A 25,167-nucleotide genomic window follows, 5' to 3' on the forward strand; every position below is an offset into this window, starting at 1 on the left:
AAACCGATAGGATCGTCCCATGCGCCGTTCGAAAATCGTTTGTACTCTCGGCCCCGCGGTCGACTCCCACGAGCAGTTGGTCTCGCTGATCGAGGCCGGCATGAATGTGGCCCGCTTCAACTTCAGCCACGGCACCCACGCCGAGCACCAGGGGCGGTACGACCGCGTCCGTGCCGCGGCCAAGGAGACCGGCCGTGCCATCGGTGTCCTCGCCGACCTGCAGGGCCCGAAGATCCGCCTGGAGACCTTCGCCGAGGGTCCCGTCGAGCTGGTGCGCGGTGACGAGTTCACCATCACCACCGAGGACGTCCCGGGCGACAAGACCATCTGCGGGACGACGTACAAGGGCCTGCCCGGTGACGTCTCCCGCGGCGACCAGATCCTGATCAACGACGGCAACGTCGAGCTGAAGGTGCTGAGCGTCGAGGGCCCCCGGGTGAAGACGATCGTCATCGAGGGCGGCGTCATCTCCGACCACAAGGGCATCAACCTGCCCGGCACGGCCGTCAACGTGCCCGCGCTGTCCGAGAAGGACGTCGAGGACCTGCGCTTCGCCCTGCGGATGGGCTGCGACATGGTCGCCCTGTCCTTCGTCCGCGACGCGGGCGACGTGTACGACGTCCACAAGGTGATGGACGAGGAGGGCCGCCGGGTCCCCGTCATCGCCAAGGTGGAGAAGCCGCAGGCGGTCGCCAACATGGAGGCCGTGGTCGCGGCCTTCGACGCGGTGATGGTGGCCCGTGGCGACCTCGCCGTGGAGTACCCGCTGGAGAAGGTCCCGATGGTGCAGAAGCGCCTGGTGGAGCTCTGCCGGCGCAATGCCAAGCCGGTGATCGTGGCGACCCAGATGATGGAGTCGATGATCACCAACTCCCGCCCCACGCGCGCCGAGGCCTCCGACGTGGCCAACGCGATCCTGGACGGCGCGGACGCGGTCATGCTCTCCGCCGAGTCCTCTGTGGGCGCCTATCCGATCGAGACCGTGCAGACGATGTCGAAGATCGTCGTCGCGGCCGAGGAGGAGCTGCTCAGCAAGGGCCTGCAGCCGCTCGTGCCGGGCAAGAAGCCGCGGACGCAGGGCGGTTCGGTCGCGCGTGCCGCGTGCGAGATCGCCGACTTCCTGGGCGGCACCGGTCTGGTCGCCTTCACGCAGTCCGGTGACACCGCCCGCCGGCTCTCCCGCTACCGCGCGGCCCAGCCGATCGTCGCCTTCACCACCGACGAGGGCACCCGCAACCAGCTCGCGCTGAGCTGGGGCGTCGAGTCGCACATCGTGCCGTTCGTGAACAGCACCGACGAGATGGTCGACATGGTCGACGCCGAGATGGCCAAGATCAACCGCTTCAACCCGGGCGAGATCGTCATCATCACGGCCGGCTCGCCCCCCGGCGTGGCCGGCACCACCAACATGCTGCGCGTCCACCACCTGGGCGGCACCCAGGGCAACTGACGCCCGCGTGAAGGGCCTTGTACGGCGCTGAGGGCGCCCCCTGGAGAAGGGGGCGCCCTCAGTTCTTGCGCGGCTCCCGAACGGGCTTGTGGACGGGCTCAGTTCTGGTAGCTGTGCAGCCCGGGGACGGTCAGCGTGCCGCCGAACTGGCCGGCCTGGACCACCTTCACGTTGGTGAAGTAGATCAGCGGGATGTTCAGCGGCGGCGGGTTGTCCGGGTCGAACGTGATCGGGATCAGTCCGAACAGGTTGCCCGAGATGGACTCCGTGTACATCACCGTGTCGCCGTCGCGGATCGTGGACGTCGAGCCGGCGGCCGCCTGCACGTTGTACGTCTTGCCGGACTGCTTGTCGTTGACCGTCTGGTGCAGGTCGCCGATGTCGGTGCCGCCGGAGATGACGTACTTCAGGACCTTCTTGACCGTGCCGTTGGCGGTCTTCACCTCGACGACGCCCTGGTAGTCGGCGCCCTTGAGCAGCAGCGAGCTGGCGTTCAGGTACCACGGGTCGTCGGGCAGCAACGTCTTGTTGTCGACGCCGCTGGTGTCGTCCGTGGCGACCGGGCAGTCCGAGGTGTCGGTGCTCGCGCTCGCGGACGGGCTCGGGGAGGCCGTCGACGTGGCCGCGTCCTCCACCGCCTTGGTGGTGTCCTCGGCCGCCTTGGACGCGGCGTCGGTCGTGTCCTTCACGGTGTCGTTCACCGTGTCGGTGACCTTCTTGGTCGTGTCCTTGACGGTGTCGGACACGCTGGAGGAACCGCTTGAGGACGAGTCCCCGCTCGCGCTCGCCGAGGCGGACGCGGTCGGCGTCGGGGTGGCGCTCGCCGTCGAGCCGGAACTCGACGAACCGCCGGTGAAAATGCCGGTGATGGCGTCGCCGATGCTGTCCAGCAGGTTCCCGCTGGACGCGGACGCCGAGGGCGTCGCGGTCGCGGTGGAACCGGACGACGTACTGCCGGACTCGCTCGACTTGCTCGCGGAGGCCGAGGCGGACGGCGTGGGGGTGGACGTGGACGTGTCGTCGGAACCTGAATCCGAGGACGCCGCCTTGTCCGAGCTCTTCGTGCCGGAGTCCGTCGCCGTGGCCGACGGCGTCGCGGCGTCCTTGGACGAGTCGGAGGACTCGCTCGCGGACGCGGACGGCGTGGCCGAGGCGCTCGCCGTCGAGTCGGCCAGCGCGGCGACACAGTCCTTGTACTCGTCGGCCGTCAGGCTCTTCGAGGACGGCGAGGTCGTCGAGCCGTTGTCGGCGAGGGCGAGGGAGGACGTGAAGCCCATCCCCATGATGACCGCGGTCGGCATCGCCACCGTGGCTATCGCCTTGCCGGCGGGCATGTGGAACCTGGTGAACAGCGGCTTCTTGGGTGCCGCATGGCGCGGCCCGGTTCTCACACGGGACTCGTCCACATCAGTCCCGTGGGTCACCTCGTCAGCCGGCACTGTGCCTCCCGTTCGCCCCGTAGCTCACCGGGCTCGTTCCTGACAGATCGTTCGGCTCGCCCGTCCCGTCGCCCCGGTGGTACGGCGCGGCCTCGGGGGCCCCCGCGTACGGCCCGGCTTCCGGGGCGGTCTCGTACGGAGCGGTCCCGTACGGCGACTGCGCGGCCTCGGGTGCGCCGCCCTCTCCCTGTGCGTCGTCCTGCACCGCCTGCGGCTCGGGCGGTGCGCCCGGCGCCCACGAGACGGCCAGCGCCCCGCCGACCATGGCGAGGAGGAAGCCGATCAGGAAGCCGCCGAGGTTGGACACGGGGATGGACACCAGGGCCAGCAGGATGGCCGCGGTACCCGCGAAGGTGCGTACATGCTTCTGGAACCAGAGGCTGAAGCCCAGGACGACGAGCAGCACGCCGATGATCAGGGACCCGGCGCCCGCGGTGGTGGACATCGCCAGCGTCAGATGGCCCACCTGGAGATGTGCGTACGGGAAGTAGGCGATCGGGAGTCCGCCGAGCATGACGAACAGACCGGCCCAGAACGGCCTCGTGCCACGCCAGCCGCGGAACTGCAGCCTCCGGCGGGTGAACTGGCCGGGTGCGGCAGGAGTCTCGGCGCTCATGGAAAACAGCTCCCTGGTACGGCGTTGCTGTGGTGGAGAGTTGCACCTCGTGTGAAGGCGCTGGTGGAAGATGGACGGGCGGGGGCGCCACCGGCTCCCCCGCCCGCCGTCAAGTGCCTAGTAGCACTCGTGGGTGCCGGTCTTGACCGACATCTTCAGCCCGCTGAGCTTGAAGGTTCCGGCAGTGGTGGCCCACGCCGTCTGCTGCACGTGGGTCAGCGTGGCCGAGTCGGCCTCCTGGGCGAACCCGTACGGGTTAGCAGCTTCGCTGCCGCCCTTCATACCGGGACCCTTGGTGGAATTCCCGGCCGCGACGCCGATGTTGATGTTGTTGAACGTCGCGTCGGCACCGAGGTCGGAAACGTCGATGTAGAGGTTGTCGGCCTCGACCGGCGTACCGCTGCCGCCCGCCGTCAGCGTCAGGCTGACGGAGCCGAGCAGCGGGATGTTCGGGGTGACCACGGACTGGCACATGTTCGTGATCTCGGCGGACTTGAACCCCGAGACGGCGACGGGGTGAGCCGTCTTGCTGCCGTCGAGGTTGTAGCCCGAGTCGATCGCCCCGTACTGCACGAAGCCCGTGCCCTGAAGCTTGTCCGCCGTCACCTTGAACGACTGACCCGAAACGCTGAATGACGCGGCGAGAGCACCCTGCGCGAGGGCCACACCTATACACGCCGTAGCGGCGACGCTGGGCACCATGACCACAGCGAAGCGCTTCCATCTGGTCCCGCCACGCACCTGGGACTCCATATTTCCTCCTTCTCGGACGTACATCTCCTGGCCCTGACTGCCCCCAGTTGGCGGCTCAGCCGGGCAGGGATGGGAGAAGTGCTACGTCCTCGGGAAGGGGAGCGCCCGTCTTCGGAGGCGCGAACCGCGCACCGATCACCGGCGATCACCCCCGAGCGACAACCACTGGTCGCGCCTGACGCACATCACGCACAACCTTGCTGGACAGGCTCCGCCGCACGGCGAAGACCCCCCTGCCCAAGAGCCGGCTCCACTGTCTCCGGCTCTACTCGGTGGGGACCCAGGAAACTCCGTCGACCCGACCGGCTGTCGGGGTGCGGAAATGGACCGAGCGTCGCCGATCGTGGTGCATTCTCGCCGCCCGCACAAGGGGCTTCGTTACTGGGTAGTAACGGCCGGATAACCGAACAACGACCCGCCGGTATCGGTCGGCGACGCTGGGTGCCATCGTGGGCCAGGACAAAACTGTTGATCCTCGGACGGAATCCGACAGAACAACGCCGTTGTCTTACTCCAAGTAACAGCGGCCGCGATTACCAAGATTTGGTAAAGCGCGGCCGCAGTGACACTCCGTCGGCAAATCTTTCACATCGGCACCACAGGTCCCGAGGTTTACCGACTGGTCAGAACCGGGCCCGCGACCCGCTCAGAACAGCGCCCTCGCCAGTGCCCGACGGGCCGCCGTCACTCTGGGGTCATCGGCGCCTACGACATCGAACAGCTCCAGCAGCCGCACCCGTACGGCATCCCGGTCATCACCCACCGTGCGCCGCACGGTGTCGATCAGCCGGCTGAAGGCGTCCTCGACATGACCGCCCACCAGATCCAGGTCCGCGGCGGCAATCTGCGCCGGCACGTCACCCGGCTTCTCGGCCGCCTCCGTGCGCACCCGCTGCGGGTCGAGCGTCGACACCCGCTGGAGCAACTCGGCCTGGGCGAGCCCCAGTTTGGCCTCCGTGTTGGCCGGGTCGTCGCTCAGCACGTTCTTGTACGCCTGCACGGCCCCGCCGAAGTCCCCGGCATCGAGGGCCCGTACGGCGGCTTCGAGCAGTCCGTCGTAGGGTCCCGCCGGCATCTCGGCCGGGGCCTCGGGCCGCTCCCCAGGCGCCGCGTCCGGGTCGACCTCCAGCCCGGTGAGACCGAAGCGCTGCTCGGCGACCTGGATCAACTGGTCGAGGGTCTGCCGGATCTGCTGCTCGCCCGCGGCCCCCTGGAAGAGCGGCAGCGCCTGGCCGGCGACCACCGCGAAGACCGCCGGGATGCCCTGCACCCCGAACTGCTGCATCAACATCTGGTTGGCGTCGACGTCGATCTTGGCAAGGACGAAGCGTCCGTTGTAGTCAAGGGCGAGCCGCTCCAGGAGCGGGCTGAGCTGCTTGCACGGCTCGCACCACTCGGCCCAGAAGTCGATGACGACCGGGACCTCGGTGGACCGCTGCAGGACCTCGCTCTCGAAGCCCGCCTCATCTACGTCGATCACCAGATCGGCCGGCGAGACGGCCCCGCCGCCGCCCTGCCTGGCGGTTTCGGCGCGCGCCTGCTCCGCCTTCGCCTTGGCCTCCTGGGCCGCCTTCACCGCGGCGAGGTCGACGACTCCGCTCATGGACATGTTCCGTGGCTGCATGCGTCTATCCTCCCCCGTCCGCCCGTGTGAAAGAAAAGCGTTGTGAAAGCCGGTCCGCTTCCCGCTGTCCGACGCCGGGTCCCCACCCGCGCCCGTGGTTTCGCTACGAGTCGTAGCGTAATGGTGCCGGGTGCCTCTCGGATACCGATACCCGGTGATCTCCCTCACTGCACCACAGGAATCGACGGTTATGGTCGGGGGATGCAGAGCCGCACCCCCGTCCCACGCGCCGCAGGACGCCCCCGCAGCACCGCCGCGGACACCGCGATCCTCGCCGCCACCCGGGAGGCCCTGGTCGAACTCGGCTGGTCCAGGCTCACGTTGGGAGACGTCGCCACGCGCGCGGGGGTTGCAAAAACCACCCTCTACCGCCGCTGGGCAGGCAAGAACGAACTCGTCGTCGACGCGGTGGCGGAGCTCTTCGACGAGCTCCACCTCCCCGACCGGGGCACCCTGGCCGCCGACATCGAGGGCGTGGTCCTCCAGTTCGCGGCGATCCTGGCCCGCCCCGAGGCCAAGAGCGGACTGATGGCGGTGGTCGCCGAGTCCATCCACGACGACGCCCTGCGCGACCGCATCCGCGAGTCGATCGTCGACCGGCAGAAGTGCCTGGTCGTCGAGGGCAGGGCGCGGGCCCAGGCGCGCGGCGAACTGCCCCCGGAGACCGACCCGGAGGAAGCCGCCCGCACCGCCGACCTGATCTTCGACGTGGTGGCGGGCGCGGTCGTCCACCGCACCCTGGTGAGCGCGGAACCGGCCGACGAGGACTGGGTCCGCAGCTTCACCCAGGTCCTGCTGCTCGGCCTGACCTCCCTCGGCGGTACCTAGCTAGAACCCCGCGGGCTCCGTGTACACCCCCCACTCGTCCCGCAGCACCCCGCAGATCTCCCCCAGCGTCGCCTCCGCCCGCACCGCGTCCAGCATCGGCGCGATCATGTTCGCCCCGTCCCGCGCGGCCCCGAGCATCCCGTCCAGAGCCGCCCCTACGGCCGCCTCGTCCCGTACGCCCTTGCGCGCCCCCAACTCCCGTACCTGCTCCCGCTCCACCTCGTGACTGACCCGCAGGATCTCCAGGTCCCCGGTGACCGAACCGTGGTGCACATTGACACCCACGACCCGCTTGTCGCCCTTCTCCACGGACCGCTGGTACTGGAACGCGGCCTCGGCGATCTCGCCGGTGAACCAGCCGTCCTCGATACCGCGCAGGATCCCCGAGGTGATCGGCCCGATCGGGTGCTGACCGTCCGGGTGGGCCCGCAGCCCCCGCTCCTTGATCTGCTCGAAGATCTTCTCGGCGTCCGCCTCGATCCGGTCCGTGAGTTGCTCGACGTACCACGAACCACCCAGCGGATCCGCCACGTTGGCGACCCCGGTCTCCTCCATCAGCACCTGCTGCGTGCGCAGCGCGATCTCCGCGGCCTGCTCACTGGGCAGTGCGAGCGTCTCGTCCAGGGCGTTGGTGTGCAGCGAGTTGGTCCCACCGAGCACCGCCGCGAGCGCCTCCACGGCCGTACGGACCACGTTGTTGTACGGCTGCTGAGCGGTCAGCGAGACACCGGCGGTCTGGGTGTGGAAACGCAGCCACTGCGCCTTCTCGGACGTCGCACCGTAGACGTCCCGCATCCAGCGGGCCCAAATGCGGCGCGCGGCGCGGAACTTGGCGATCTCCTCGAAGAAGTCGACATGCGCGTCGAAGAAGAAGGAGAGGCCGGGCGCGAAGACGTCCACGTCGAGACCGCGGCTGAGCCCCAGCTCGACGTACCCGAAGCCGTCCGCCAGCGTGTACGCCAGCTCCTGAGCGGCCGTGGAGCCGGCCTCGCGGATGTGGTAGCCGGAGACGGACAGCGGCTTGTAGGCGGGGATGCCGGACGCGCAGTACTCCATGAGGTCGCCGATGAGGCGGAGATGCGGCTCGGGCTGGAAGAGCCACTCCTTCTGGGCGATGTACTCCTTGAAGATGTCCGTCTGGAGCGTGCCGTTGAGGACGGCGGGGTCGACGCCCTGCCGCTCGGCCGCCACCAGGTACATGCAGAAGACGGGGACGGCAGGCCCGCTGATGGTCATGGACGTCGTGACATCGCCGAGCGGGATGTCCTTGAAGAGGACCTCCATGTCGGCGGCGGAGTCGATGGCCACCCCGCAGTGCCCGACCTCGCCGAGCGAGCGCGGGTCGTCGGAGTCGCGCCCCATGAGCGTCGGCATGTCGAAGGCGACCGACAGCCCGCCGCCGCCGTTGGCGAGGATCTTCTTGTACCGCTCGTTGGTCTGCTCGGCGTTGCCGAACCCGGCGAACTGCCGGATCGTCCAGGTCCGCCCCCGGTAGCCGGTCGCGTACAGCCCGCGCGTGTACGGATACTCGCCGGGCCAGCCGATCCGCTCGAAGCCGTCGTACGTGTCCCCGGGGCGTGGCCCGTACACCGGCTCGACCGGGTCCCCGGAGAGCGTGGTGAAGTCGGCCTCACGCGTGCGTGAAGCGTCGAACCGGGCCTGCCAGCGTCGGCGGCCCTCTGCGATGGCGTCAGCGTCCATGCCTTCGAATTTACTAGGACGTCCAAGTAAATGTCGATGGGTGACCGCCGTACGCGACCCGTACGGCGGTAGGACCTACACCTTGGCGGCGACCGGAGCGGGGTCCACGATCTTGGACTCCAGCTCGTGGCTGATCTTCCGCTCCACGAAGAAGGCGGCCGTCGGGATCGTCCCCGCGAGCAGCACCCACAGCTGCTTGCCGACCGGCCACTTCGCCTTGGAGCCCAGGTCGAACGCGAAGAGCAGGTAGACGACGTACAGCCAGCCGTGCGCGATGGCGACGACCTCGGTGAAGCTTCCGGCGCCGTCGATCTTGAGGAGGTACTTGGCGATCATGCTGAGGCACAGCAGGACCAGCAGGACACCCGTGACGTACGCCATGACGCGGTAGCGGGTCAGCACGCTCTTTTTCATGAGGACGAGCGTAACGACCGGTTCCGGGCGATCTTTCCCCGGGTCATTCCTCGTCGAAGTCGGCGGCGGCGACCCGCAGAGGCCGCAGCATCGCGAAGATCTCCGCGCACTCCTCGGCGTCGTAGGCGCCGAGGCCGAAGTCCATCGCCATCAGGTCGCGGGTGGCCGCGTCGCAGACCTCGCGGCCCTTGTCGGTGATGGAGGCGAGGGTGCCGCGGCCGTCGTTGGGGTTGGGGCGCTTGGCGACGAGTCCGGATCTGGCCAGCCGGTCCACGGTGTTCGTCACGGACGTGGGATGCACCATGAGCCGCTCACCGATCTTGGACATCGGCAGCTCACCCGCCTTGGAGAAGGTGAGCAGCACCAGCGCCTCGTACCGGGCGAAGGTCAGTCCGTACGGCTTCACGACCGCGTCGACCTCGGCGAGCAGGATCTGCTGCGCCCGCATGATCGAGGTGATGGCGGCCATGGACGGCACGTTCCCCCAGCGCTGTTTCCAGTGTTCGTCGGCGCGGGCGATGGGGTCGAAAGGAAGACTGAGCGGCTTCGGCACGGCACCAGACCTTACCCGCCGGTCACATGCCGGTCACCGGCGTCTCGGCACTCGGTCCCATTGACGGTGTTCACATCGCGTCCGTAGGCCCGCCCTCGCGATCCGCACCCCTCTCCCCCCGCGGGCCGCACAGAGGCGGCGGTGCGGCACGGACCCCTTGATCATGGTGACCACACCCAGGCAGCGCCGGCACCCGACGGGCACGCACGTCTCCTCGCTCACCGCGTTCACCAGGATCGGCCGGGCTCAGCGCTCGCCCCTCAGCGAGACCAACGTCCTGTCGGCGGACGGGCGTTGTTCCCCCGCGGCCTGGACCTCCGCTCGCTCAGGCCGACGCGCACGCTCGGCTCGAAATGACGACGGGGCCCAGCTCGCCCCCACATGCCCGTCACACCGATACAGGTGCCCCGTCGTGGCGGTCGCCCCCGTGGCCGCCGACCGTGAGGATCGCCTCGACGGACGAGCGGACGCGCGTCGACACCTCCTCGTCGGAGCCGGCCGGGAGCTTTCCATCCAGGTGCAGGAAAGCGAGGCCGTGGACCAGTGACCAGCCCGCGGTCGCGAGGGCAGGGGCGTCCGCCTCGGGGAAGACGTTCGCCACGGCGGACGACACCAGGTCCTGGACCTCGCCGGCGGCCAGGACCCGCTGGTCGGCGGGGTCGCCGCAGGCGTTGCCGAACATGAGCCGGAAGACGGCGGGCCGCCGTAGCGCGAACAGCACGTACGCCACGCCCAGTTCGGCCAGGTCGGACACCGACGCGGGGGCGCCGGCCGTGCGCGTCAGGTCGTCCTTGAGGTCATGGAAACCCGCGGTCGCGACCGCCGACTCCAGGGCGTCCTTGTCGGCGTAGTGGCGGTAGGGCGCGGCCGCCGACACACCCGCCCGGCGCGCCACGGCGCGCAGCGAGAACGTCTCACCGCCCTCCTCCAGGAGTTCGATGGCCGCCTTCAGCAGGGCGGACCGAAGGTCGCCGTGGTGGTAGCCCTCGCCCGACGATGTTGACACTGTTCACTTCCCTTGTAATGTGGACACCGTTAACTTACCGCGTCACCTTCCGGCGAGGCCCCCATGCCGCATGATCTCTTCACCCCTCTACGACTCCCCAACGGTGCCACCCTGCCCAACCGGCTGGCGAAGGCCGCGATGGAGGAGAACATGGCCGCCCCCGGCCAGCTTCCCGGGGACCGCATCCTCCGTCTGTACGAGCGGTGGGGCCGGGGCGGGGCCGGGCTCCTCATCACCGGCAACGTGATGGTCCACGCCGACGCCCTGACCGGTCCCGGCGGGATCGTCCTGGACGAGGACGCGCCCATCGAGCCGTTCGAGCGCTGGGCCGCCGCCGCCCGGCACGGCGGGTGCCAGGTCTGGATGCAGATCAACCACCCCGGCCGCCAGGTCTTCGCCGACATGCCCGGGGTGGCCTGGGCGCCGTCCGCCATCCGCGTCGACATCGGCCGACAGAGCAAGCGGCTCGCGCTCCCCACGGAGATGACCTCCGACCAGATCCGGGCCACCGTCGCCCGCTTCGTGGAGACCGCCCGCCGCGCGGAGCGGGCCGGCTTCGACGGCGTGGAGGTGCACGCCGCCCACGGCTATCTGATCTCCCAGTTCCTCTCCCCGCTGACCAACCGGCGCACGGACGAGTGGGGCGGCGACCTCCCGCACCGGGCGCGCCTGCTGACCGATGTCGTGCGCGGCATCAGAGAGACGGTCGACCCCTCCTTCGCGGTGGCCGTGAAGCTGAACTCGGCCGACTTCCAGCGCGGCGGGTTCGACGCGTCCGACGCCCGCGCGGTGATCGACATGCTGGCCCCGCTCGGCGTCGACCTGGTGGAACTGTCCGGCGGGAGCTACGAGAGCCCGGCCATGTCGGGGCGGCCCGCGGATACCCGCACCCGGGCCCGCGAGGCGTACTTCCTCACCCTCGCCGAGGAGTTGGCCGCGACGAGTCCCCTTCCCCTCATGCTGACGGGCGGGGTCGTCAGACGGCCGGTCGCGGAAGAGGTGCTGGCCGGCGGGGTCGCCGTGGTCGGTATGGGCAGCGCCCTGAGTGTCGACCCCGACCTCCCCCACCGGTGGCGCGAGGGACCCGACGCCAAGGTCGAACTGCGCCCGGTCAGGATCAGGGACAAGGCCCTCGCGTCCGCCGCCGGCATGTCCCGGGTCAGGTACCAGTTGCGCCGCATCGCGAGCGATCGCCCCACGAAACCCCGGGTGAACCCGATGCTCGCGTTCCTGCGGGACGACTTCGCCCGCAAGCGCGCGCTGCGGCGGTACCGGACCTGGCTGGCGGGCCGTGGCGACCACGCGTGAGCCCGGGACGAATGGCGCGTCCATGCCGGACGACCGGCGCAGTACGGGCCTGTTGTGCCGTTCTTGTGCGGCGCGGGTGGGGCGAAGATCTCCATGCGCTGCTCGAAGTGGCCGAGTTGGGAACTGCGCCTTGAAGACCGGGCTGTCCTGGTTGAGGTCGACGACTGCGGTGATCGGGGTCGACTTCTTGGACTCGCCGACGCCTCCGCCGCCGAGGATCGTCGCCTCGGTCGCCCCCGGTGGCGGAACAGGCCGAGCAGCGGCTGGGGGAGAATCCCTTCGCTGATCAGCACTCCGAAGGGACTCGTATGCGCGACATGGCCGATCTCGTCGCGGAGACCTACGCGCTCGGCGCAGGCACGTGGACGATGACACCAGTCACCCGGGGCGCACTGGGCCAGATCTGGAAGTTGTCGGGCGGCGGTTCCGCGTGGGCGGTCAAGGAGTTGCTCTTCGGCTGCGACGAGGAACAGGTCCACCGCGAGGCCGCGTTACGGCAGGCGGCCGAGGATCTGGGCATCGCGTCCCCACGGCTTCTGCCCGACCGCCGGGGCGCTTACGTCACCCACCTCGCATGGTCCTCCGGCGAGTCCCACCTCAAGGTGTACGACTGGATCGACGGCATGCGTGCGGACGCCTCCGACCCCGACCTCCTGGACTGGTTCGGGCGGACCATGGCGTTGCTGCACCGGGCGGGAGAGGGCGAGAGCGAGCTGCCGAGTTCCTGGTACGAGCGGTGCCCGAGCGACGCCGACTGGCAGGAGCTGCACACGAAGGTGGCGCGGGCGGGCCTGCCGTGGACGGACGCGTTGGGCCACTTCATCACCACGTCCGCGGTGGAGTTGGCCCAATGGATCACCCCGTCCGACCCCGCCGACCTGGTGACCTCCCACCTCGATCTCCAGCCCCAGAACGTCCTGGTGACTCCGGCCGGCCCCGTCCTCCTGGACTGGGACAACGCGGGATCCGCTGCCGCGGAACGGGAGTTGGCCCGCGCCCTGTACGTCTGGTCGGGCGGCAACAAGGGGAACGTCGAGGCTGGTACACGGGTGGCGCGGGCCTACCGCAACGCCGGAGGACGCGCCGCGGTCCGTGGCCCCCACTCCTTCTCGATGCTCTTCGCGACCGACCTGAACTACGTGTACGTACAGGCCGAGTGCGCCATCGACCCTACGGTGACGCCGGCACAGCGGGAGTTCGCGAGCGGCCAGGTGGTCGCCGCGCTGGGGCGGGTGCCGGAGCTGGCGGTTGTCTCGCGGTTGAGCGGGGCGGTGGAGGGGAGTTGGCGGTGACGGATGTGGGGAGCGGCTCCCGGCGTGGGCAAGTGCTCCCTCTGCCCCGCAACAGTCGCGCTACGGCGCCAAGTGGCGCTCCACCGTCTCGACCTTCGACGTGAGGCCGTCCGTCACCCCGGGGCGGATGTCTGCCTTGAGGACCACGGAGACGCGTGGGGCGCGGGCCTCGACCGCGGCGACCGCGCGTTTGACGACGTCCATGACCTCGTCCCAGCTCTCGCCCTCGATGGAGGTGAACATCGCGTCGGTGCGGTTGGGCAGGCCCGACTCCCGGACCACGCGGACGGCGTCGGCGACGTACTCCCCGACGTCCTCGCCGACACCCAGCGGTGTCACGGAGAAGGCGACGATCATGCGTTCACGATTCCTTCCTGGCGGGCGCGGGAGGCGATGACCGCGTCCTCGGCCTCGCGCTTGAGCTTGCGCTCGGCGAAGAAGCCGCCGGTGGGCAGCACGGAGAGGACGAAGTAGAAGGCCGCCTTCTTCGGGCCCCACTTGGTGCGGTTCCAGGCGTCGGCCCAGAAGAGGACGTAGAGGATGAAGAGGACACCGTGGACCATACCCATCACGGGCACCGCGTTGAAGTCCGTGGTCCGCTTCAGCACCGAGCAGACGAGCAGGAGGAGGAAGGACACGGCTTCGGGGGCCGACACCAGGCGGAGGCGGCGGATGGCGGTGGCGGTCTTGATGTCCACAGGTCACCTTCGGTGAGAGAGACGTCCACAGTTTGTGAACGCGAGCACAAACGTTCCCCCATTGTGGCAAACGGCTGAGCGGGTCAGGACCCGGGGTCCTGGGGCCCTAGGGGGCAGGTCAGGGTCGTTCTCCACCCGTGGGCCCTGTCGGCGGACGCACCCGGCGGCTACCTTCGCACCGTGGCGATGTTTCGACTCCAGGGCAGCAAGGTGCTCGCCGTCGACATGACCGGGGACGCCGTGAAGGCGAAGAACGGCTCGATGGTCGCGTACGACGGGCAGATGGCGTTCAAGAAGATGAGCGGCGGCGGTGAGGGCATCCGGGGCATGGTGACCCGGCGGCTCACCGGTGAGCAGATGACCGTGATGGAGGTGAGGGGGCAGGGGACCTGCTGGTTCGCGGACCGGGCCTCCGAGATCAACCTCGTGAGTCTCCAGGGGGACAAGCTGTACGTGGAGTCGAGCAACCTGCTCGCGACGGACGCGGGGCTGCGCACGGGGACCACGTTCACCGGACTGCGCGGCGCCTCGCAGGGCAACGGGCTGTTCACGACGACCGTCGAGGGACACGGCCAGGCGGCGATCATGTCGGACGGTCCGGCGGTGGTGCTGCGGGTGAGCCGGCAGTATCCGCTGACCGTCGACCCCGGCGCGTACATCGCGCACCAGGGGAACCTGAACCAGTCCTTCCAGTCCGGTGTGACCTTCCGCACCCTCTTCGGGGAGGGCGGCGGCGAGGCCTTCCAGATCCGCTTCGAGGGGGACGGTCTCGTCTACGTCCAGCCCAGCGAGCGGAACACGATCGCGGGGGACGTGTGACATGGCCTTCACCGAGATCAACTCGAAGATGATCCAGGCCACGGTCGTGCCGGGACAGCGGGTGTTCAGCCAGCGCGGCGCGATGCTCGCCTACAAGGGAGACGTCTCCTTCACCCCCAACATCCAGGGCGGCCAGGGCGGCGTGATGTCGATGATCGGGCGCCGGGTGGCGAACGAGGCGACTCCGCTGATGACCGTCGAGGGCAGCGGCACCGTGATGTTCGGTCACGGCGGCCACCACATCCAGATCATCGAGCTGACCGGCGACACCCTCTACGTGGAGGCCGACCGCCTGCTCGCCTTCGAGGGCACCCTCCAGCAGGGCACGATGTTCATGGGCTCGCAGGGCGGCGTCATGGGCATGGTCCGCGGCCAGGTCACCGGCCAAGGGCTGTTCACGACCACGCTCCAGGGGCGGGGCGCGGTCGCCGTGATGGCCCACGGCGGGGTCTTCGAGGTGCCGATCACCCCCGGCCGTCCCGTCCATGTCGACCCGCAGGCCTACGTCGCCCACCACGGCGACGTACGCAACAAGCTGTCCACGGCGCTCGGTTGGCGCGACATGGTGGGCCGGGGCTCCGGCGAGGCGTTCCAGTTGGAGCTGAGCGGCAGCGGCGCGGTCTACGTCCAGGCCTCGGAGGAGAAGCTGTGAGCCAGTACGCGGGATCCGGCCCCACGGTCTTCGACCCCATGACCCTGCCGGTCGACGACAACGTCAACAAGTACACCTTCTGTGTGGAGCTCAAGGGGAGCCAGTGGTTCCTGCAGAAGGGCAAGATGATCGCCTACTACGGCTCGATGGAGTTCAACGGCATCGGGCACGGGCGACTCGACCGACTTGTCCGCACCTCGTTCCATTCGCCTCTGCACGCGAGCGACTGGGTCGTGGCGGAGGGCTCGGGCAAGATGCTCCTCGCCGACCGGGCCTTCGACGTCAATTCGTACGACCTCGAAGACGGCAACCTGACCATTCGCTCGGGCAACCTGCTCGCTTTTCAGCCAAGTCTCGCTCTCAAGCAGTCGATCGTTCCCGGTTTTCTGACACTGATCGGCACCGGCAAGTTCGTGGCCGCGTCGAACGGCCCGGTGGTGTTCATGGAACCCCCGATCAGAGTCGATCCGCAGGCGCTCGTGGGCTGGGCCGACTGCCCCTCCCCCTGCCATCACTACGACCACGGCTACATGACCGGCCTGATGGGCGGCCTGCGTGCGATGACAGGCATCGGGGGAGCCTCCGGGGAGGAGCACCAGTTCGAGTTCGTCGGGGCGGGTACGGTACTGCTCCAGTCGTCGGAGACCCTCATGGCCGAGCAGGCCACAGGGGTTGTGCCGCACGAACCCGGGATACCGGGTGGTGGCGGGGTTCCCACAGGCCCCTCACAGCAAGCCGGCGCACCGCGCCTTCCCGGACAGCTCGGAGATCTCCAGCGTCGCTTCGGGCTGTGAGCGGTAGTCTGCGGAGTGTGACGTCGAACGTGTGCGCGCCGTCACGCCACCCTCACTAGTTCGCCTTTCAACATTTTAGGTAGACTTCATTCATGGAGACCGACACGGCCACGCGCTGGCTGACCGATGAGGAGCAGTGCGCCTGGCGCACCCATCTGGAGGTCAACAGGCTGCTGACGTACCAGCTCGAAAAGGACCTGCAGCCGTTCGGCCTGACGATGAACGACTACGAGATCCTGGTGAATCTCTCCGAGGCGGAGGACGTACGGCTGCGGATGAGCGACCTCGCGGCCGCCACCCTCCAGTCCAAGAGCCGCCTCTCGCACCAGATCACCCGCATGGAGAACGCGGATCTGGTACGCCGGGAGAACTGCGAGTCGGACCGCCGGGGACTGTACGCGGTGCTCACCGAACACGGCCTGGAGACGATGAAGAAGGTCGCGCCCCACCATGTGGCGTCCGTACGACGGCACTTCATCGACCTCGTGACCCCCGAGGGACTGTTGGAACTCGACAAAACCCTGAAGCCGATCGCGGAACATCTGCGAGGGCACCGAGGGCGTCCGTAGCGGCAACCGCCCGACCGGCGGCCGGAGTTCGAGCGGAACTCCGGCCGCCGTCGCCGTTCTCAGCGCCTCACCGCCGACACCGCCCCCGCTACGACCGCCACCACCCCCGCCAGCGCGAAGCAGACCCCCAGCGGCAGCCGCCCAATGAGCAGCCCAGCCGCCACCGAACCACCCGAACTCCCGGCGTTCACCGCCATGTTGACCCACGCCCCGGCCTGCGTTCGCGCCCCCGGCGCCGCCACCTCGTCGGCGAGCAGATACGCGGTCGTCAGCGCCGGTGCGACGAAGAACCCGGCGCACCCCACCGCCACGGTGAGTGACCACAGCCCCGACGCGAGCCCGGCCGCCGCCAGCGCCGGCCCCAGGCACAGCGCCGATCCCGACAGCCGGGTCCGCGCGGCCGTACGCCAGTTCACCGCGCCGCTCAGCAGTCCGCCGGCCGCGCTGCCCACCGACACGGCCGCCAGCACCCAGGGCACGACGTCGTCGCCGTATCCCCGCTGCTCGACGAAGGCCATCACCAGCAGGTAGTTGGCACTCAGCGCCACCCCCATCCCGGCGGCCACGACGACCGGGCCGAGCAGCCCGCGCACCCGGGTGAGCCTCAACACCCGTCCGGGACGCGCCTGGACCCGTACCCCGGCAAGCGCGGGTGACGTGACGAAGGCGAGGGTGCCCACGCCGATCAGGGCCGCGCTGAGCAGGACCCCGGTGGCCGGTGGGGCGAAGGTCAGGACCGCTCCGACCAGCAACGGGCCGATGACGTAGAGGAGTTCCTCGGCGACCCCGTCGAGGCTGTACGCGCGCTGCAACAGCCCGCGATCACCGACGAGTTGGGCCCACACAGAGCGCATGGTGGGACCGAGCGGGGGCGCGCACATGCCGGTCAGCGCGGCCACCGTGCCGAGCACCACCTCCGGTGTCCCGGGGCGCCAGGTCACCGCCGCGAGGACGCACAGGAGACCGCCGTAGAGCAGGGCCATGGGGAGCAGGGCGCGGCGTGGGCCGTGGCGGTCGACCAGGGCGGCTCGCACCGGCAGCAGCAGGACGGTCGCGGCGCCGAAGACGGCCATGGCGGTGCCGGCCGCGGCGTACGAGCCGGTGGAACGGATGACCGCGAGCAGCACGGCCGGGGAGACCATGCCGTAGGAGAGCCGCCCGGCGAGGGCGGCGGCGAAGGCACGGCGCGCATACGGGACGCGCAGCACGGCGGCATACGAAGGGCACGCCGAAGTCGGCGTGGAAGAGGGCGCGGACATGCGAGAGGTTCCTCAACTGGAGGCATGAGTAAGGGACGCCGGTGGTGTTCGGCGTGCCCTATGCCATGAGGAGGAACATGCGGGTCAACGTAGCAGCGCCTTGCGGGCGTTGACCAGCGACTTATCCCTCGGTGATGCCCGCCACCAGTTCGTCCGCCGCGCGGTGGGGGTCGAGTTCGCCGGCGACGATCCGTTCGGCGAGGGCTCCTGGACGGCGGTGATACAGGTCGCCGACACGCGCCCGCAGCGCGGTGACCGCGATGGTCTCCGCCTCACGGGTAGCGCGGCGATCGGCCGGGACGCCGAACACCCGACTTGTCCCTCCGTGATGCCCGCTGCCAGTTACTCCGCCGCCCGATACGGGTCCAGGTCGCCGATGCTCACGCGCAGCGCCGTGACCGCGACAGACTCGACCACGCGGGCAGCCCGACGAGCGGCGCGGACATCGACCGCCGCCTCACCCCTCGGTGATCCCCGCGACCAACTCATCCGCCGCCCGATACGGATCCAGCTCACCGGCCACGATCCGCTCCGCGAGCGCGCCCAGGCGGCGGTCTCCGTGCAGGTCGGCGATGCGGGCGCGTAGGGCGGTGACCGCGATGGTCTCCACCTCGCGGGCTGCGCGGGCCGCGCGGCGTTCGCTGAGGACGCCGTGTTCCTCCATCCACGCGCGGTGTTTCTCCAGGGCTTCCACGACCTCGTCGATGCCCTCGGCGCGGGCGGCGACCGTCTTGACGATCGGGGGGCGCCAGTCGCCGGGGGCGCGGGACTCGCCCAGGCCGAGCATGTGGTTCAGCTCGCGGGCGGTGGCGTCGGCGCCGTCGCGGTCGGCCTTGTTGACGACGTAGACGTCGCCGATCTCCAGGATTCCGGCCTTCGCCGCCTGGATGCCGTCGCCCATGCCGGGGGCCAGCAACACCACGCTCGTGTCTGCCTGGGAGGCGATCTCCACCTCCGACTGGCCTACGCCGACCGTCTCCACCAGGATCACCTCGCAGCCCGCCGCGTCCAGGACGCGGATCGCCTGGGGGGCCGACCAGGCGAGGCCGCCGAGGTGGCCGCGGGTGGCCATCGAGCGGATGTAGACGCCGGGGTCGGAGGAGTGGTCCGACATCCGGACGCGGTCGCCGAGCAGGGCGCCGCCGGAGAACGGCGAGGACGGGTCGACGGCCAGGACGCCGACCCGCCTGCCCTGCTTGCGGTAGGCCGTGACCAGCGCGGAGGTGGACGTGGACTTGCCCACGCCCGGCGATCCCGTCAGGCCTACGACGTACGCCCCGCCGGTCAGCGGCGCGAGCGCCGCCATGACCTCCCTGAGCTGCGGGGACGCCCCCTCCACCAGGGAGATCAGCCGGGCCACGGCCCGCGGCCGGCCTTCCCTGGCCTGGGCCACCAGCGAGGCGACGTCCTGCATCACGGCTCCATTCCGAGTAGCAATGTACAAACGTACATACGACGACGGGTCAGGCCTTGGGTACCCGCACGATCAGCGCGTCACCCTGACCACCGCCACCGCACAGCGCCGCCGCGCCGACCCCGCCGCCGCGCCGCTTCAGCTCCAGCGCCAGGTGCAGCACCAGACGGGCGCCGGACATGCCGATGGGGTGGCCCAGGGCGATGGCCCCGCCGTTGACGTTCACCTTTTCCGTGGACACCCCGAGGTCCTTCATTGACTGGACCGCGACGGCGGCGAAGGCCTCGTTGATCTCGATCAGGTCGAGGCTCTCGACCTCCAGGCCCTCCTTCTTCAGGGCGTGCAGGATCGCGTTGGACGGCTGCGACTGGAGGGAGTTGTCGGGTCCCGCCACATTGCCGTGGGCGCCGATCTCGGCGATCCACTGGAGGCCCAGCTCCTGCGCCTTGGTCTTGCTCATCACGACCACGGCCGCCGCACCGTCCGAGATCTGCGAGGAGGTACCGGCGGTGATCGTGCCGTCCCGGGTGAACGCGGGGCGCAGCTTGCCCAGCGACTCGGCGGTCGTCTCCGCGCGGATGCCCTCGTCCTTGCTGAAGACGACCGGCTCGCCCTTGCGCTGCGGGATCTCGACCGGGGTGATCTCGGCCTCGAAGATCCCGTTCTGCTGAGCCGCCGCCGCGCGCTGGTGGGACAGCGCGGCGATCTCGTCCTGCTCGGGGCGGGCGATGCCGAGCCGCGTGTTGTGCTTCTCCGTCGACTCACCCATGGCGATGTTCTCGAAGGCGTCGGTCAGGCCGTCGTAGGCCATCGCGTCGAGCATCTCGATCGCACCGTACTTGTAGCCCTCGCGGGACTTGGGGAGCAGATGCGGGGCGTTGGTCATGGACTCCTGGCCGCCCGCCACGACGACGTCGAACTCACCTGCACGGATGAGCTGGTCGGCGAGTGCGATGGCGTCGAGGCCGGACAGGCACACCTTGTTGATGGTGAGCGCCGGGACGCTCATGGGGATGCCCGCCTTGACGGCGGCCTGGCGTGCCGGGATCTGCCCTGCCCCGGCCTGGAGCACCTGGCCCATGATCACGTACTGCACCTGGTCGCCACCGATACCCGCACGGTCGAGGGCGGCCTTGATCGCGAAGCCGCCGAGATCGGCTCCGGAGAAGGACTTCAGGGAGCCCAGCAAGCGTCCCATGGGCGTCCGCGCCCCCGAGACGATCACCGAGGTCGTGCTGTTCGTTCCAGACATGAGGTGCGATCCCCTTCCAGCTTTTCGGCTGAGGAGTGAACGAGGGTTTACTTGAAATGTACTGAGCGGTAGTACACCCCGTCATCGGGCCGTCGGTGTGATCGCGCGCACGTTGCGTAACCACCCGGCGAGCGCTGCACTACATACATGCTGACGCGAATCGACCACATCGGGATCGCCTGCTTCGACCTCGACACGACTGTCGAGTTCTACCGGGCCACGTACGGCTTCGAGGTGTTCCACTCCGAGGTCAACGAGGAACAGGGTGTACGCGAGGCCATGTTGAAGATCAACAACACGGACGACGGCGGCGCCTCCTACCTCCAGCTCCTCGAACCCACCCGCGAGGACTCCGCCGTGGGCAAGTGGCTGGCCAAGAACGGGGAGGGGGTCCACCACATCGCCTTCGGTACGGCGGACGTCGACGCGGACTCCGCGGACATCCGGGGGAAGGGCGTACGCGTTCTGTACGACGAGCCCCGGATCGGTTCCATGGGGTCGCGGATCACGTTCCTGCATCCAAAGGATTGCCATGGCGTACTGACAGAACTGGTCACTTCGGCGCCTGTTGAGTCACCTGAGCACTGACCCTCGTACATATGGGCCGGTAGGGTTGGGGTCGGTCGTCGCTCGCAACCAGGGCGACCGCATGCCGGGGTCCGGTTTCGGGGGGCGAGCGTCGGGGCAGCAGCCCGTGCTCCGCCGTTGATCTGACACCATTCCCCGGGAGCACCGTCCGGCGGATGGACGGCGCTCGTTGGAGTAAACCGCGACCAGGGGACGGATGGGACCGCGCAGTGCGGGGCTACGAACGCCAGGAGCGAGAGCCGGCGGCTGACGTCGACCACCTCTCTCGGTTCGAGGCCGAGATGGAGCGGCTGAAGACCGAGCGGGAAAAGGCGATCCAGCATGCCGAGGACCTCGGCTACCAGGTCGAGGTGCTGCGCGCCAAGCTGCACGAGGCGCGCCGCACCCTCATGTCCCGGCCGGCTTACGACGGCGGTGACATCGGCTATCAGGCCGAGCAGATGCTTCGTAATGCCCAGGTCCAGGCCGACCAGCTGCGGCAGGACGCCGAGCGGGAGCTGAGCCAGGCCCGCGCTCAGACCCAGCGCATCCTCCAGGAGCACGCCGAGCAGGCCGCGCGCCTCCAGGCGGAGCTGCACCAGGAGGCGGTGACCCGGCGCCAGCAGCTCGACCAGGAGCTGGCGGAGCGCCGGCAGAACGTCGAGTCGCACGTCAACGAGAACGTGGCGTGGGCGGAGAATCTGCGCGCCCGCTCCGAGTCCCAGGCCCGCCGTCTGGTGGAGGAGTCCCGGGCCGAGGCCGAGCAGGCCCTGGCCGCCGCCCGCGCCGAGGCCGAGCGGGTCGCCGCCGAGGCCCGGCAGCGGCTGGAGATGGACGCCGAAGCGGCCCGCGCGGAGGCCGAGCAACTCCTGCGCCGCGCCCGCACGGACGCCGAGCGACTGCTCAACGCGGCCTCCACGCAGGCCCAGGAGGCCACCGACCACGCCGAGCAGCTCCGCAGCTCCACGGTCAACGAGTCGGATTCCGCCCGCCGTCAGGCCACCGAGCTGAGCCGGGCCGCCGAAGCGCGCATGGCGGAGGCCGAAACCTCACTGCGCGAGGCGCGCATCGAGGCCGAGAAGGTCCTCACCGAGGCCAAGGAGGCCGCGGCCAAGGCCCTCGCCAGTGCCGAGTCGGCCAACGAGCAGCGCACCCGTACGGCGAAGGAGCAGGTCGCGCGGCTGGTCACGGAGGCCACCAAAGAGGCCGAGACCACCAAGTCGGACGCCGAGCAGATCGTCGCGGACGCCCAGGCCAAGGCCGACAAGATCATCGCGGAGGCCGAGGAGAACGCCCGGAGCCTCACCGCCGAGGAGACCGCCTCCCAACTCGCCAAGGCCGCCCGTACCGCCGAGGAAGTCCTCGACAAGGCGTCCGAGGAGGCCAAGAACACCACCAAGGCCGCCACCGAGGAGGCCGAGCGGATCCGCTCCGAGGCGGAGGCCGAGGCCGACCGGCTGCGCGCCCAGGCGCACGACATCGCCGAGGGGCTCAAGGGCGCGGCGAAGGACGACACCAAGGAGTACCGGGCCAAGACGGTCGAGCTCCAGGAGGAGGCCCGGCGGCTGCGCGGCGAGGCCGAGCAACTGCGCGCCGACGCGGTCGGCGAGGGCGAGCGCATCCGCGCCGAGGCCCGCCGCGAGGCCGTCCAGCAGATCGAGGAGGCGGCCAGGACCGCCGAGGAGCTGCTGTCCAAGGCCCGGGCGGACGCCGACGAGCTGCGCCAGACCGCCACCGCGGACAGCGAGAAGGTCCGCACCGAGGCCATCGAGCGGGCCACCACGCTGCGCCGGCAGGCCGAGGAGACCCTCGACCGCACCCGCAAGGAGGCCGAGCGGCACCGCGCGGAGGTCGTCGAGCAGTCCGAGGGCATCAAGGCCGACGCCGAACAGGCCGCGCGCGAGCTGCGCGAGGAGACCGAGCGGGCCATAGAGGCCCGCCGCGCGGAGGCCGCCCAGGGCCTGGCGCGGCTGCACTCGGAGGCCGAGGAGCGGCTCGCCGCGGCCGAGCAGGCGCTCACCGACGCCCGCGAGGAGGCCGAGCGGATCCGCCGCGAGGCCGCCGAGGAGACCGAACGCCTGCGCGGCGAGGCCGCCGAGCGCATCCGCTCCCTCCAGACGCAGGCCGAGACGGAGGCCGACCGGCTGCGCAACGAGGCAGCCGCCGACGCGTCCGCCTCCCGCGCCGAGGGCGAGGCCATCGCCGTACGGCTGCGGTCCGAGGCGTCCGCCGAGGCCGAGCGGCTCAAGACCGAGGCACAGGACACCGCCGACCGGGTCCGCGCGGAGGCGCAGGCTGCCGCCGAGCGGCTGGCGACGGAGGCGTCGGAGACGCTGGCCGCCGCCCAGGAGGAGGCCGTACGGCGTCGCCGGGAGGCCGAGGAGCTGCTCGGGTCGGCCCGTGAGGAGGCCGGGCAGGAGCGCGAGCGGGCTCGCGAGCAGAGCGAGGAGCTGCTGGCCTCGGCGCGCACCCGCGTGGAGGAGGCCCAGGCCGAGGCGGTTCGGCTGGTCGAGGAGGCCGACCGGCGCGCCACCGAGATGGTGTCGGGCGCCGAGCTCCACGCCCAGCAGGTGCGGGACTCCGTCGCCGGGCTGCACGAGCAGGCCCAGGAGGACATCCAGGGCCTCAGGTCGGCCGCCGAGCACGCGGCGGACCGTACCCGGCGCGAGGCACAGGAGGAGGCGGACCGGGTCCGCGCCGACGCCTACAGCGAGCGGGAGCGGGCCACCGAGGACGCGGGCCGCCTCAGGCGCCGGGCGAGCGAGGAGACGGAGGCCGCCAAGGCCCTTGCGGAGCGCACCGTTTCGGACGCCATCGCGGAGGCCGAGCGGCTGCGCTCGGAGGCCGCCGAGCACGCCCAGCAGGTGCGCACGGAGGCGTCGGACGCGATCGCGAAGGCCGACCAGGACGCGGCGCGGGCCCGGGCGGACGCCCGCGAGGACGCCAACCGCATCCGTTCGGACGCGGCGACGCAGGCCGACACCCTCATCACCGAGGTGACGGCGGAGGCCGAGCGGCTCCAGACGGAGACGGCCAACGAGGCCGAGCGGGTGCGCGCGGAGTCCGTGGCCAAGGCCGAGAAGCTCATCTCGGACGCGACCGGGGACGCGGAGCGGCTGCGTGCCGAGGCAGCCGAGACGGTGGGGTCCGCGCAGCAGCACGCCGAGCGGATCCGCGCCGAGTCCGCGCGCCTCAAGGCGGAGGCGGAGGCGGAGGCCGAGCGGGTCACCGCGGCGGCCCGCGAGGAGTCCGAGCGGACGCTGGACGAGGCCCGCAAGGAGGCCAACAAACGCCGCTCGGACGTCGCCGAGCAGGTCGACACCCTCATCACGGAGACCGCGGCGGAGGCCGACAAGCTGCTCAGCGAGGCGCAGCAGCAGGCGCAGAAGACGACGGCGGACGCCGAGGCGCAGGCCGACTCCATGGTCGGCGCGGCCCGAAACGAGGCCGAGCGGCTGGTGTCCGAGGGGACGGTCGAGGGCAACTCGCTGGTGGAGCGGGCCCGGGCGGACGCGGACGAGCTGCTGGTCGGCGCCCGCCGGGACGCGACCGCCATAAGGGAGCGCTCGGAGGAGCTGCGCGAGCGCATCACGGCCGAGATCGAGAATCTGCACGAGCGGGCCCGCCGTGAGTCCGCGGAGACGATGAGGGCGGCCGGCGACCGCTGCGACGCGCTCATCAAGGCCGCGGAGGAGCAGCTCGGCAAGGCGCAGATGAAGGCCAAGGAGCTGGTCTCGGAGGCCAACTCCGAGGCGGGCAAGGTCCGTATCGCCGCCGTGAAGAAGGCCGAGGGTCTCCTCAAGGAGGCCGAGCAGAAGAAGTCCACGCTCATCCGTGAGGCCGAGGAGCTGAAGGCGGAGGCGATCCGCGAGGCCCGGCGCACGGTCGAGGAGGGCAAGCGCGAACTCGACGTGCTGGTCCGCCGGCGCGAGGACATCAATGCCGAGATCTCCCGTGTCCAGGACGTCCTTGAGGCGTTGGAGTCTTTCGAGGCCCCCACGGCGGCCAAGGACGGCGGGGTCAAGGCCGGAGCGGCGGCGGGCGCAACCCGTTCGGGTGGCAAGTCGGTTGAAGGCTAGTCAGACCCTGGGGAGACCCTGTGAGGTTCGGGGCGTTCTGGGGCCTTTGGCCAAGATTTTGGCAAGCGGTCCGACGGTTA

At 70.1% G+C, this 25,167-nt stretch carries 23 protein-coding genes and 1 pseudogene; 10 read left to right on the forward strand and 14 right to left on the reverse strand.

What is annotated here, in order from left to right; translation table 11 throughout:
- Nucleotides 1-19 precede the first annotated feature (19 nt).
- The gene (gene pyk / locus ABZT04_RS31495) at nt 20-1,450 is read left to right on the forward strand and encodes a pyruvate kinase (protein WP_356060372.1); all 1,431 of its coding nucleotides are present in this window, start codon (nt 20-22) and stop codon (nt 1,448-1,450) included.
- A 98-nt stretch (nt 1,451-1,548) separates the two neighbouring features.
- Here pyk and ABZT04_RS31500 read toward each other — a convergent pair whose 3' ends face one another.
- The 4 genes from ABZT04_RS31500 to ABZT04_RS31515 form a co-directional block, all read right to left on the reverse strand.
- Nucleotides 1,549-2,889, reverse strand: coding sequence for a hypothetical protein (locus ABZT04_RS31500; RefSeq protein WP_356060373.1), 1,341 nt, complete (start codon nt 2,887-2,889; stop codon nt 1,549-1,551).
- Nucleotides 2,879-3,505, reverse strand: a complete 627-nt coding sequence (locus tag ABZT04_RS31505) for a DUF6114 domain-containing protein (RefSeq protein ID WP_356060374.1) — start codon at nt 3,503-3,505, stop codon at nt 2,879-2,881. Before ABZT04_RS31505 ends, ABZT04_RS31500 begins: the two co-directional genes overlap by 11 nt.
- A 117-nt stretch (nt 3,506-3,622) precedes the next feature.
- Nucleotides 3,623-4,258, reverse strand: a complete 636-nt coding sequence (locus ABZT04_RS31510; protein WP_356060375.1) for a DUF6230 family protein — start codon at nt 4,256-4,258, stop codon at nt 3,623-3,625.
- 646 nt (nt 4,259-4,904) lie between these two features.
- Nucleotides 4,905-5,882 carry a tetratricopeptide repeat protein gene (locus ABZT04_RS31515; RefSeq protein WP_356060376.1) on the reverse strand — a complete coding sequence of 326 codons (978 nt, stop codon included), beginning with the start codon at nt 5,880-5,882 and terminating at the stop codon, nt 4,905-4,907.
- 201 nt (nt 5,883-6,083) lie between these two features.
- On the opposite strand from ABZT04_RS31515, the gene ABZT04_RS31520 reads away from it, so the two are divergent.
- Nucleotides 6,084-6,710: a TetR/AcrR family transcriptional regulator gene (locus ABZT04_RS31520; protein ID WP_356060377.1), complete on the forward strand. Its 627-nt coding sequence runs from the start codon at nt 6,084-6,086 to the stop codon at nt 6,708-6,710.
- On the opposite strand, the gene ABZT04_RS31525 is transcribed toward ABZT04_RS31520, so the two are convergent.
- The 4 genes from ABZT04_RS31525 to ABZT04_RS31540 all read right to left on the reverse strand — a co-directional run bounded on the left by ABZT04_RS31525 (nt 6,711) and on the right by ABZT04_RS31540 (nt 10,384).
- Nucleotides 6,711-8,411, reverse strand: a complete 1,701-nt coding sequence (locus tag ABZT04_RS31525) for a methylmalonyl-CoA mutase family protein (RefSeq protein WP_356060378.1) — start codon at nt 8,409-8,411, stop codon at nt 6,711-6,713.
- Between the two features lie 75 nt (nt 8,412-8,486).
- Nucleotides 8,487-8,825, reverse strand: a complete 339-nt coding sequence (locus tag ABZT04_RS31530) for a DUF3817 domain-containing protein (RefSeq protein ID WP_355912179.1) — start codon at nt 8,823-8,825, stop codon at nt 8,487-8,489.
- A 43-nt stretch (nt 8,826-8,868) separates the two neighbouring features.
- Nucleotides 8,869-9,378 carry a MarR family transcriptional regulator gene (locus ABZT04_RS31535; RefSeq protein WP_356060379.1) on the reverse strand — a complete coding sequence of 170 codons (510 nt, stop codon included), beginning with the start codon at nt 9,376-9,378 and terminating at the stop codon, nt 8,869-8,871.
- A gap of 388 nt (nt 9,379-9,766) precedes the next feature.
- Nucleotides 9,767-10,384, reverse strand: coding sequence for a TetR/AcrR family transcriptional regulator (locus tag ABZT04_RS31540; RefSeq protein WP_356060380.1), 618 nt, complete (start codon nt 10,382-10,384; stop codon nt 9,767-9,769).
- 63 nt (nt 10,385-10,447) lie between these two features.
- Between ABZT04_RS31540 and ABZT04_RS31545 the strand changes: the two genes are divergently transcribed.
- Together ABZT04_RS31545 and ABZT04_RS31550 are read left to right on the forward strand one after the other, a co-directional pair.
- On the forward strand, nt 10,448-11,692 hold the full coding sequence (locus tag ABZT04_RS31545; protein WP_356060381.1) for an NADH:flavin oxidoreductase/NADH oxidase family protein: 1,245 nt from the start codon (nt 10,448-10,450) through the stop codon (nt 11,690-11,692).
- A 308-nt stretch (nt 11,693-12,000) separates the two neighbouring features.
- Nucleotides 12,001-12,984 (forward strand): phosphotransferase, encoded by a 984-nt coding sequence (locus ABZT04_RS31550; RefSeq protein WP_356060382.1) that lies wholly within the window; start codon nt 12,001-12,003, stop codon nt 12,982-12,984.
- 60 nt (nt 12,985-13,044) lie between these two features.
- Here the strand turns inward: ABZT04_RS31550 and ABZT04_RS31555 are convergent, their stop codons facing one another.
- Both ABZT04_RS31555 and ABZT04_RS31560 read right to left on the reverse strand, forming a co-directional pair.
- Nucleotides 13,045-13,341 (reverse strand): MTH1187 family thiamine-binding protein, encoded by a 297-nt coding sequence (locus ABZT04_RS31555; protein WP_356060383.1) that lies wholly within the window; start codon nt 13,339-13,341, stop codon nt 13,045-13,047.
- Nucleotides 13,338-13,682 (reverse strand): DUF3817 domain-containing protein, encoded by a 345-nt coding sequence (locus ABZT04_RS31560; protein ID WP_355912155.1) that lies wholly within the window; start codon nt 13,680-13,682, stop codon nt 13,338-13,340. Before ABZT04_RS31560 ends, ABZT04_RS31555 begins: the two co-directional genes overlap by 4 nt.
- 186 nt (nt 13,683-13,868) lie before the next feature.
- Here ABZT04_RS31560 and ABZT04_RS31565 point away from each other — a divergent pair, with 186 nt between their 5' ends.
- The 4 genes from ABZT04_RS31565 (at nt 13,869) to ABZT04_RS31580 (ending at nt 16,516) form a co-directional block, all read left to right on the forward strand.
- Nucleotides 13,869-14,501: an AIM24 family protein gene (locus tag ABZT04_RS31565; protein ID WP_200679870.1), complete on the forward strand. Its 633-nt coding sequence runs from the start codon at nt 13,869-13,871 to the stop codon at nt 14,499-14,501.
- 1 nt (nt 14,502) lies between these two features.
- Nucleotides 14,503-15,153 (forward strand): AIM24 family protein, encoded by a 651-nt coding sequence (locus ABZT04_RS31570; RefSeq protein ID WP_356060384.1) that lies wholly within the window; start codon nt 14,503-14,505, stop codon nt 15,151-15,153.
- The gene (locus ABZT04_RS31575) at nt 15,150-15,947 is read left to right on the forward strand and encodes an AIM24 family protein (RefSeq protein WP_356060385.1); all 798 of its coding nucleotides are present in this window, start codon (nt 15,150-15,152) and stop codon (nt 15,945-15,947) included. Before ABZT04_RS31570 ends, ABZT04_RS31575 begins: the two co-directional genes overlap by 4 nt.
- A gap of 92 nt (nt 15,948-16,039) precedes the next feature.
- On the forward strand, nt 16,040-16,516 hold the full coding sequence (locus ABZT04_RS31580) for a MarR family transcriptional regulator (RefSeq protein WP_356060386.1): 477 nt from the start codon (nt 16,040-16,042) through the stop codon (nt 16,514-16,516).
- Between the two features lie 59 nt (nt 16,517-16,575).
- Here ABZT04_RS31580 and ABZT04_RS31585 read toward each other — a convergent pair whose 3' ends face one another.
- The 4 genes and pseudogenes from ABZT04_RS31585 to ABZT04_RS31600 form a co-directional block, all read right to left on the reverse strand.
- The gene (locus ABZT04_RS31585) at nt 16,576-17,775 is read right to left on the reverse strand and encodes an MFS transporter (protein ID WP_356060387.1); all 1,200 of its coding nucleotides are present in this window, start codon (nt 17,773-17,775) and stop codon (nt 16,576-16,578) included.
- Between the two features lie 121 nt (nt 17,776-17,896).
- A pseudogene (locus ABZT04_RS31590) lies at nt 17,897-18,079 on the reverse strand (methylmalonyl Co-A mutase-associated GTPase MeaB); the annotation flags it as partial.
- Nucleotides 18,080-18,232: 153 nt separating this feature from the next.
- Entirely contained in the window at nt 18,233-19,189 is a 957-nt protein-coding gene (gene meaB / locus ABZT04_RS31595) for a methylmalonyl Co-A mutase-associated GTPase MeaB (RefSeq protein ID WP_356060388.1), read from the reverse strand.
- Between the two features lie 49 nt (nt 19,190-19,238).
- Complete coding sequence (locus tag ABZT04_RS31600; protein ID WP_356060389.1) at nt 19,239-20,441, reverse strand: acetyl-CoA C-acetyltransferase; 1,203 nt, start codon at nt 20,439-20,441, stop codon at nt 19,239-19,241.
- Between the two features lie 147 nt (nt 20,442-20,588).
- On the opposite strand from ABZT04_RS31600, the gene mce reads away from it, so the two are divergent.
- Both mce and scy read left to right on the forward strand, forming a co-directional pair.
- Nucleotides 20,589-21,029, forward strand: coding sequence for a methylmalonyl-CoA epimerase (gene mce, locus ABZT04_RS31605; protein WP_355912134.1), 441 nt, complete (start codon nt 20,589-20,591; stop codon nt 21,027-21,029).
- Between the two features lie 209 nt (nt 21,030-21,238).
- Entirely contained in the window at nt 21,239-25,087 is a 3,849-nt protein-coding gene (gene scy, locus ABZT04_RS31610; protein WP_356060390.1) for a polarized growth protein Scy, read from the forward strand.
- The last annotated feature ends 80 nt before the right edge of the window (nt 25,088-25,167 follow it).

Source organism: Streptomyces sp. NPDC005492 (assembly GCF_040605995.1).
In the GTDB taxonomy this organism is placed as follows: domain Bacteria; phylum Actinomycetota; class Actinomycetes; order Streptomycetales; family Streptomycetaceae; genus Streptomyces.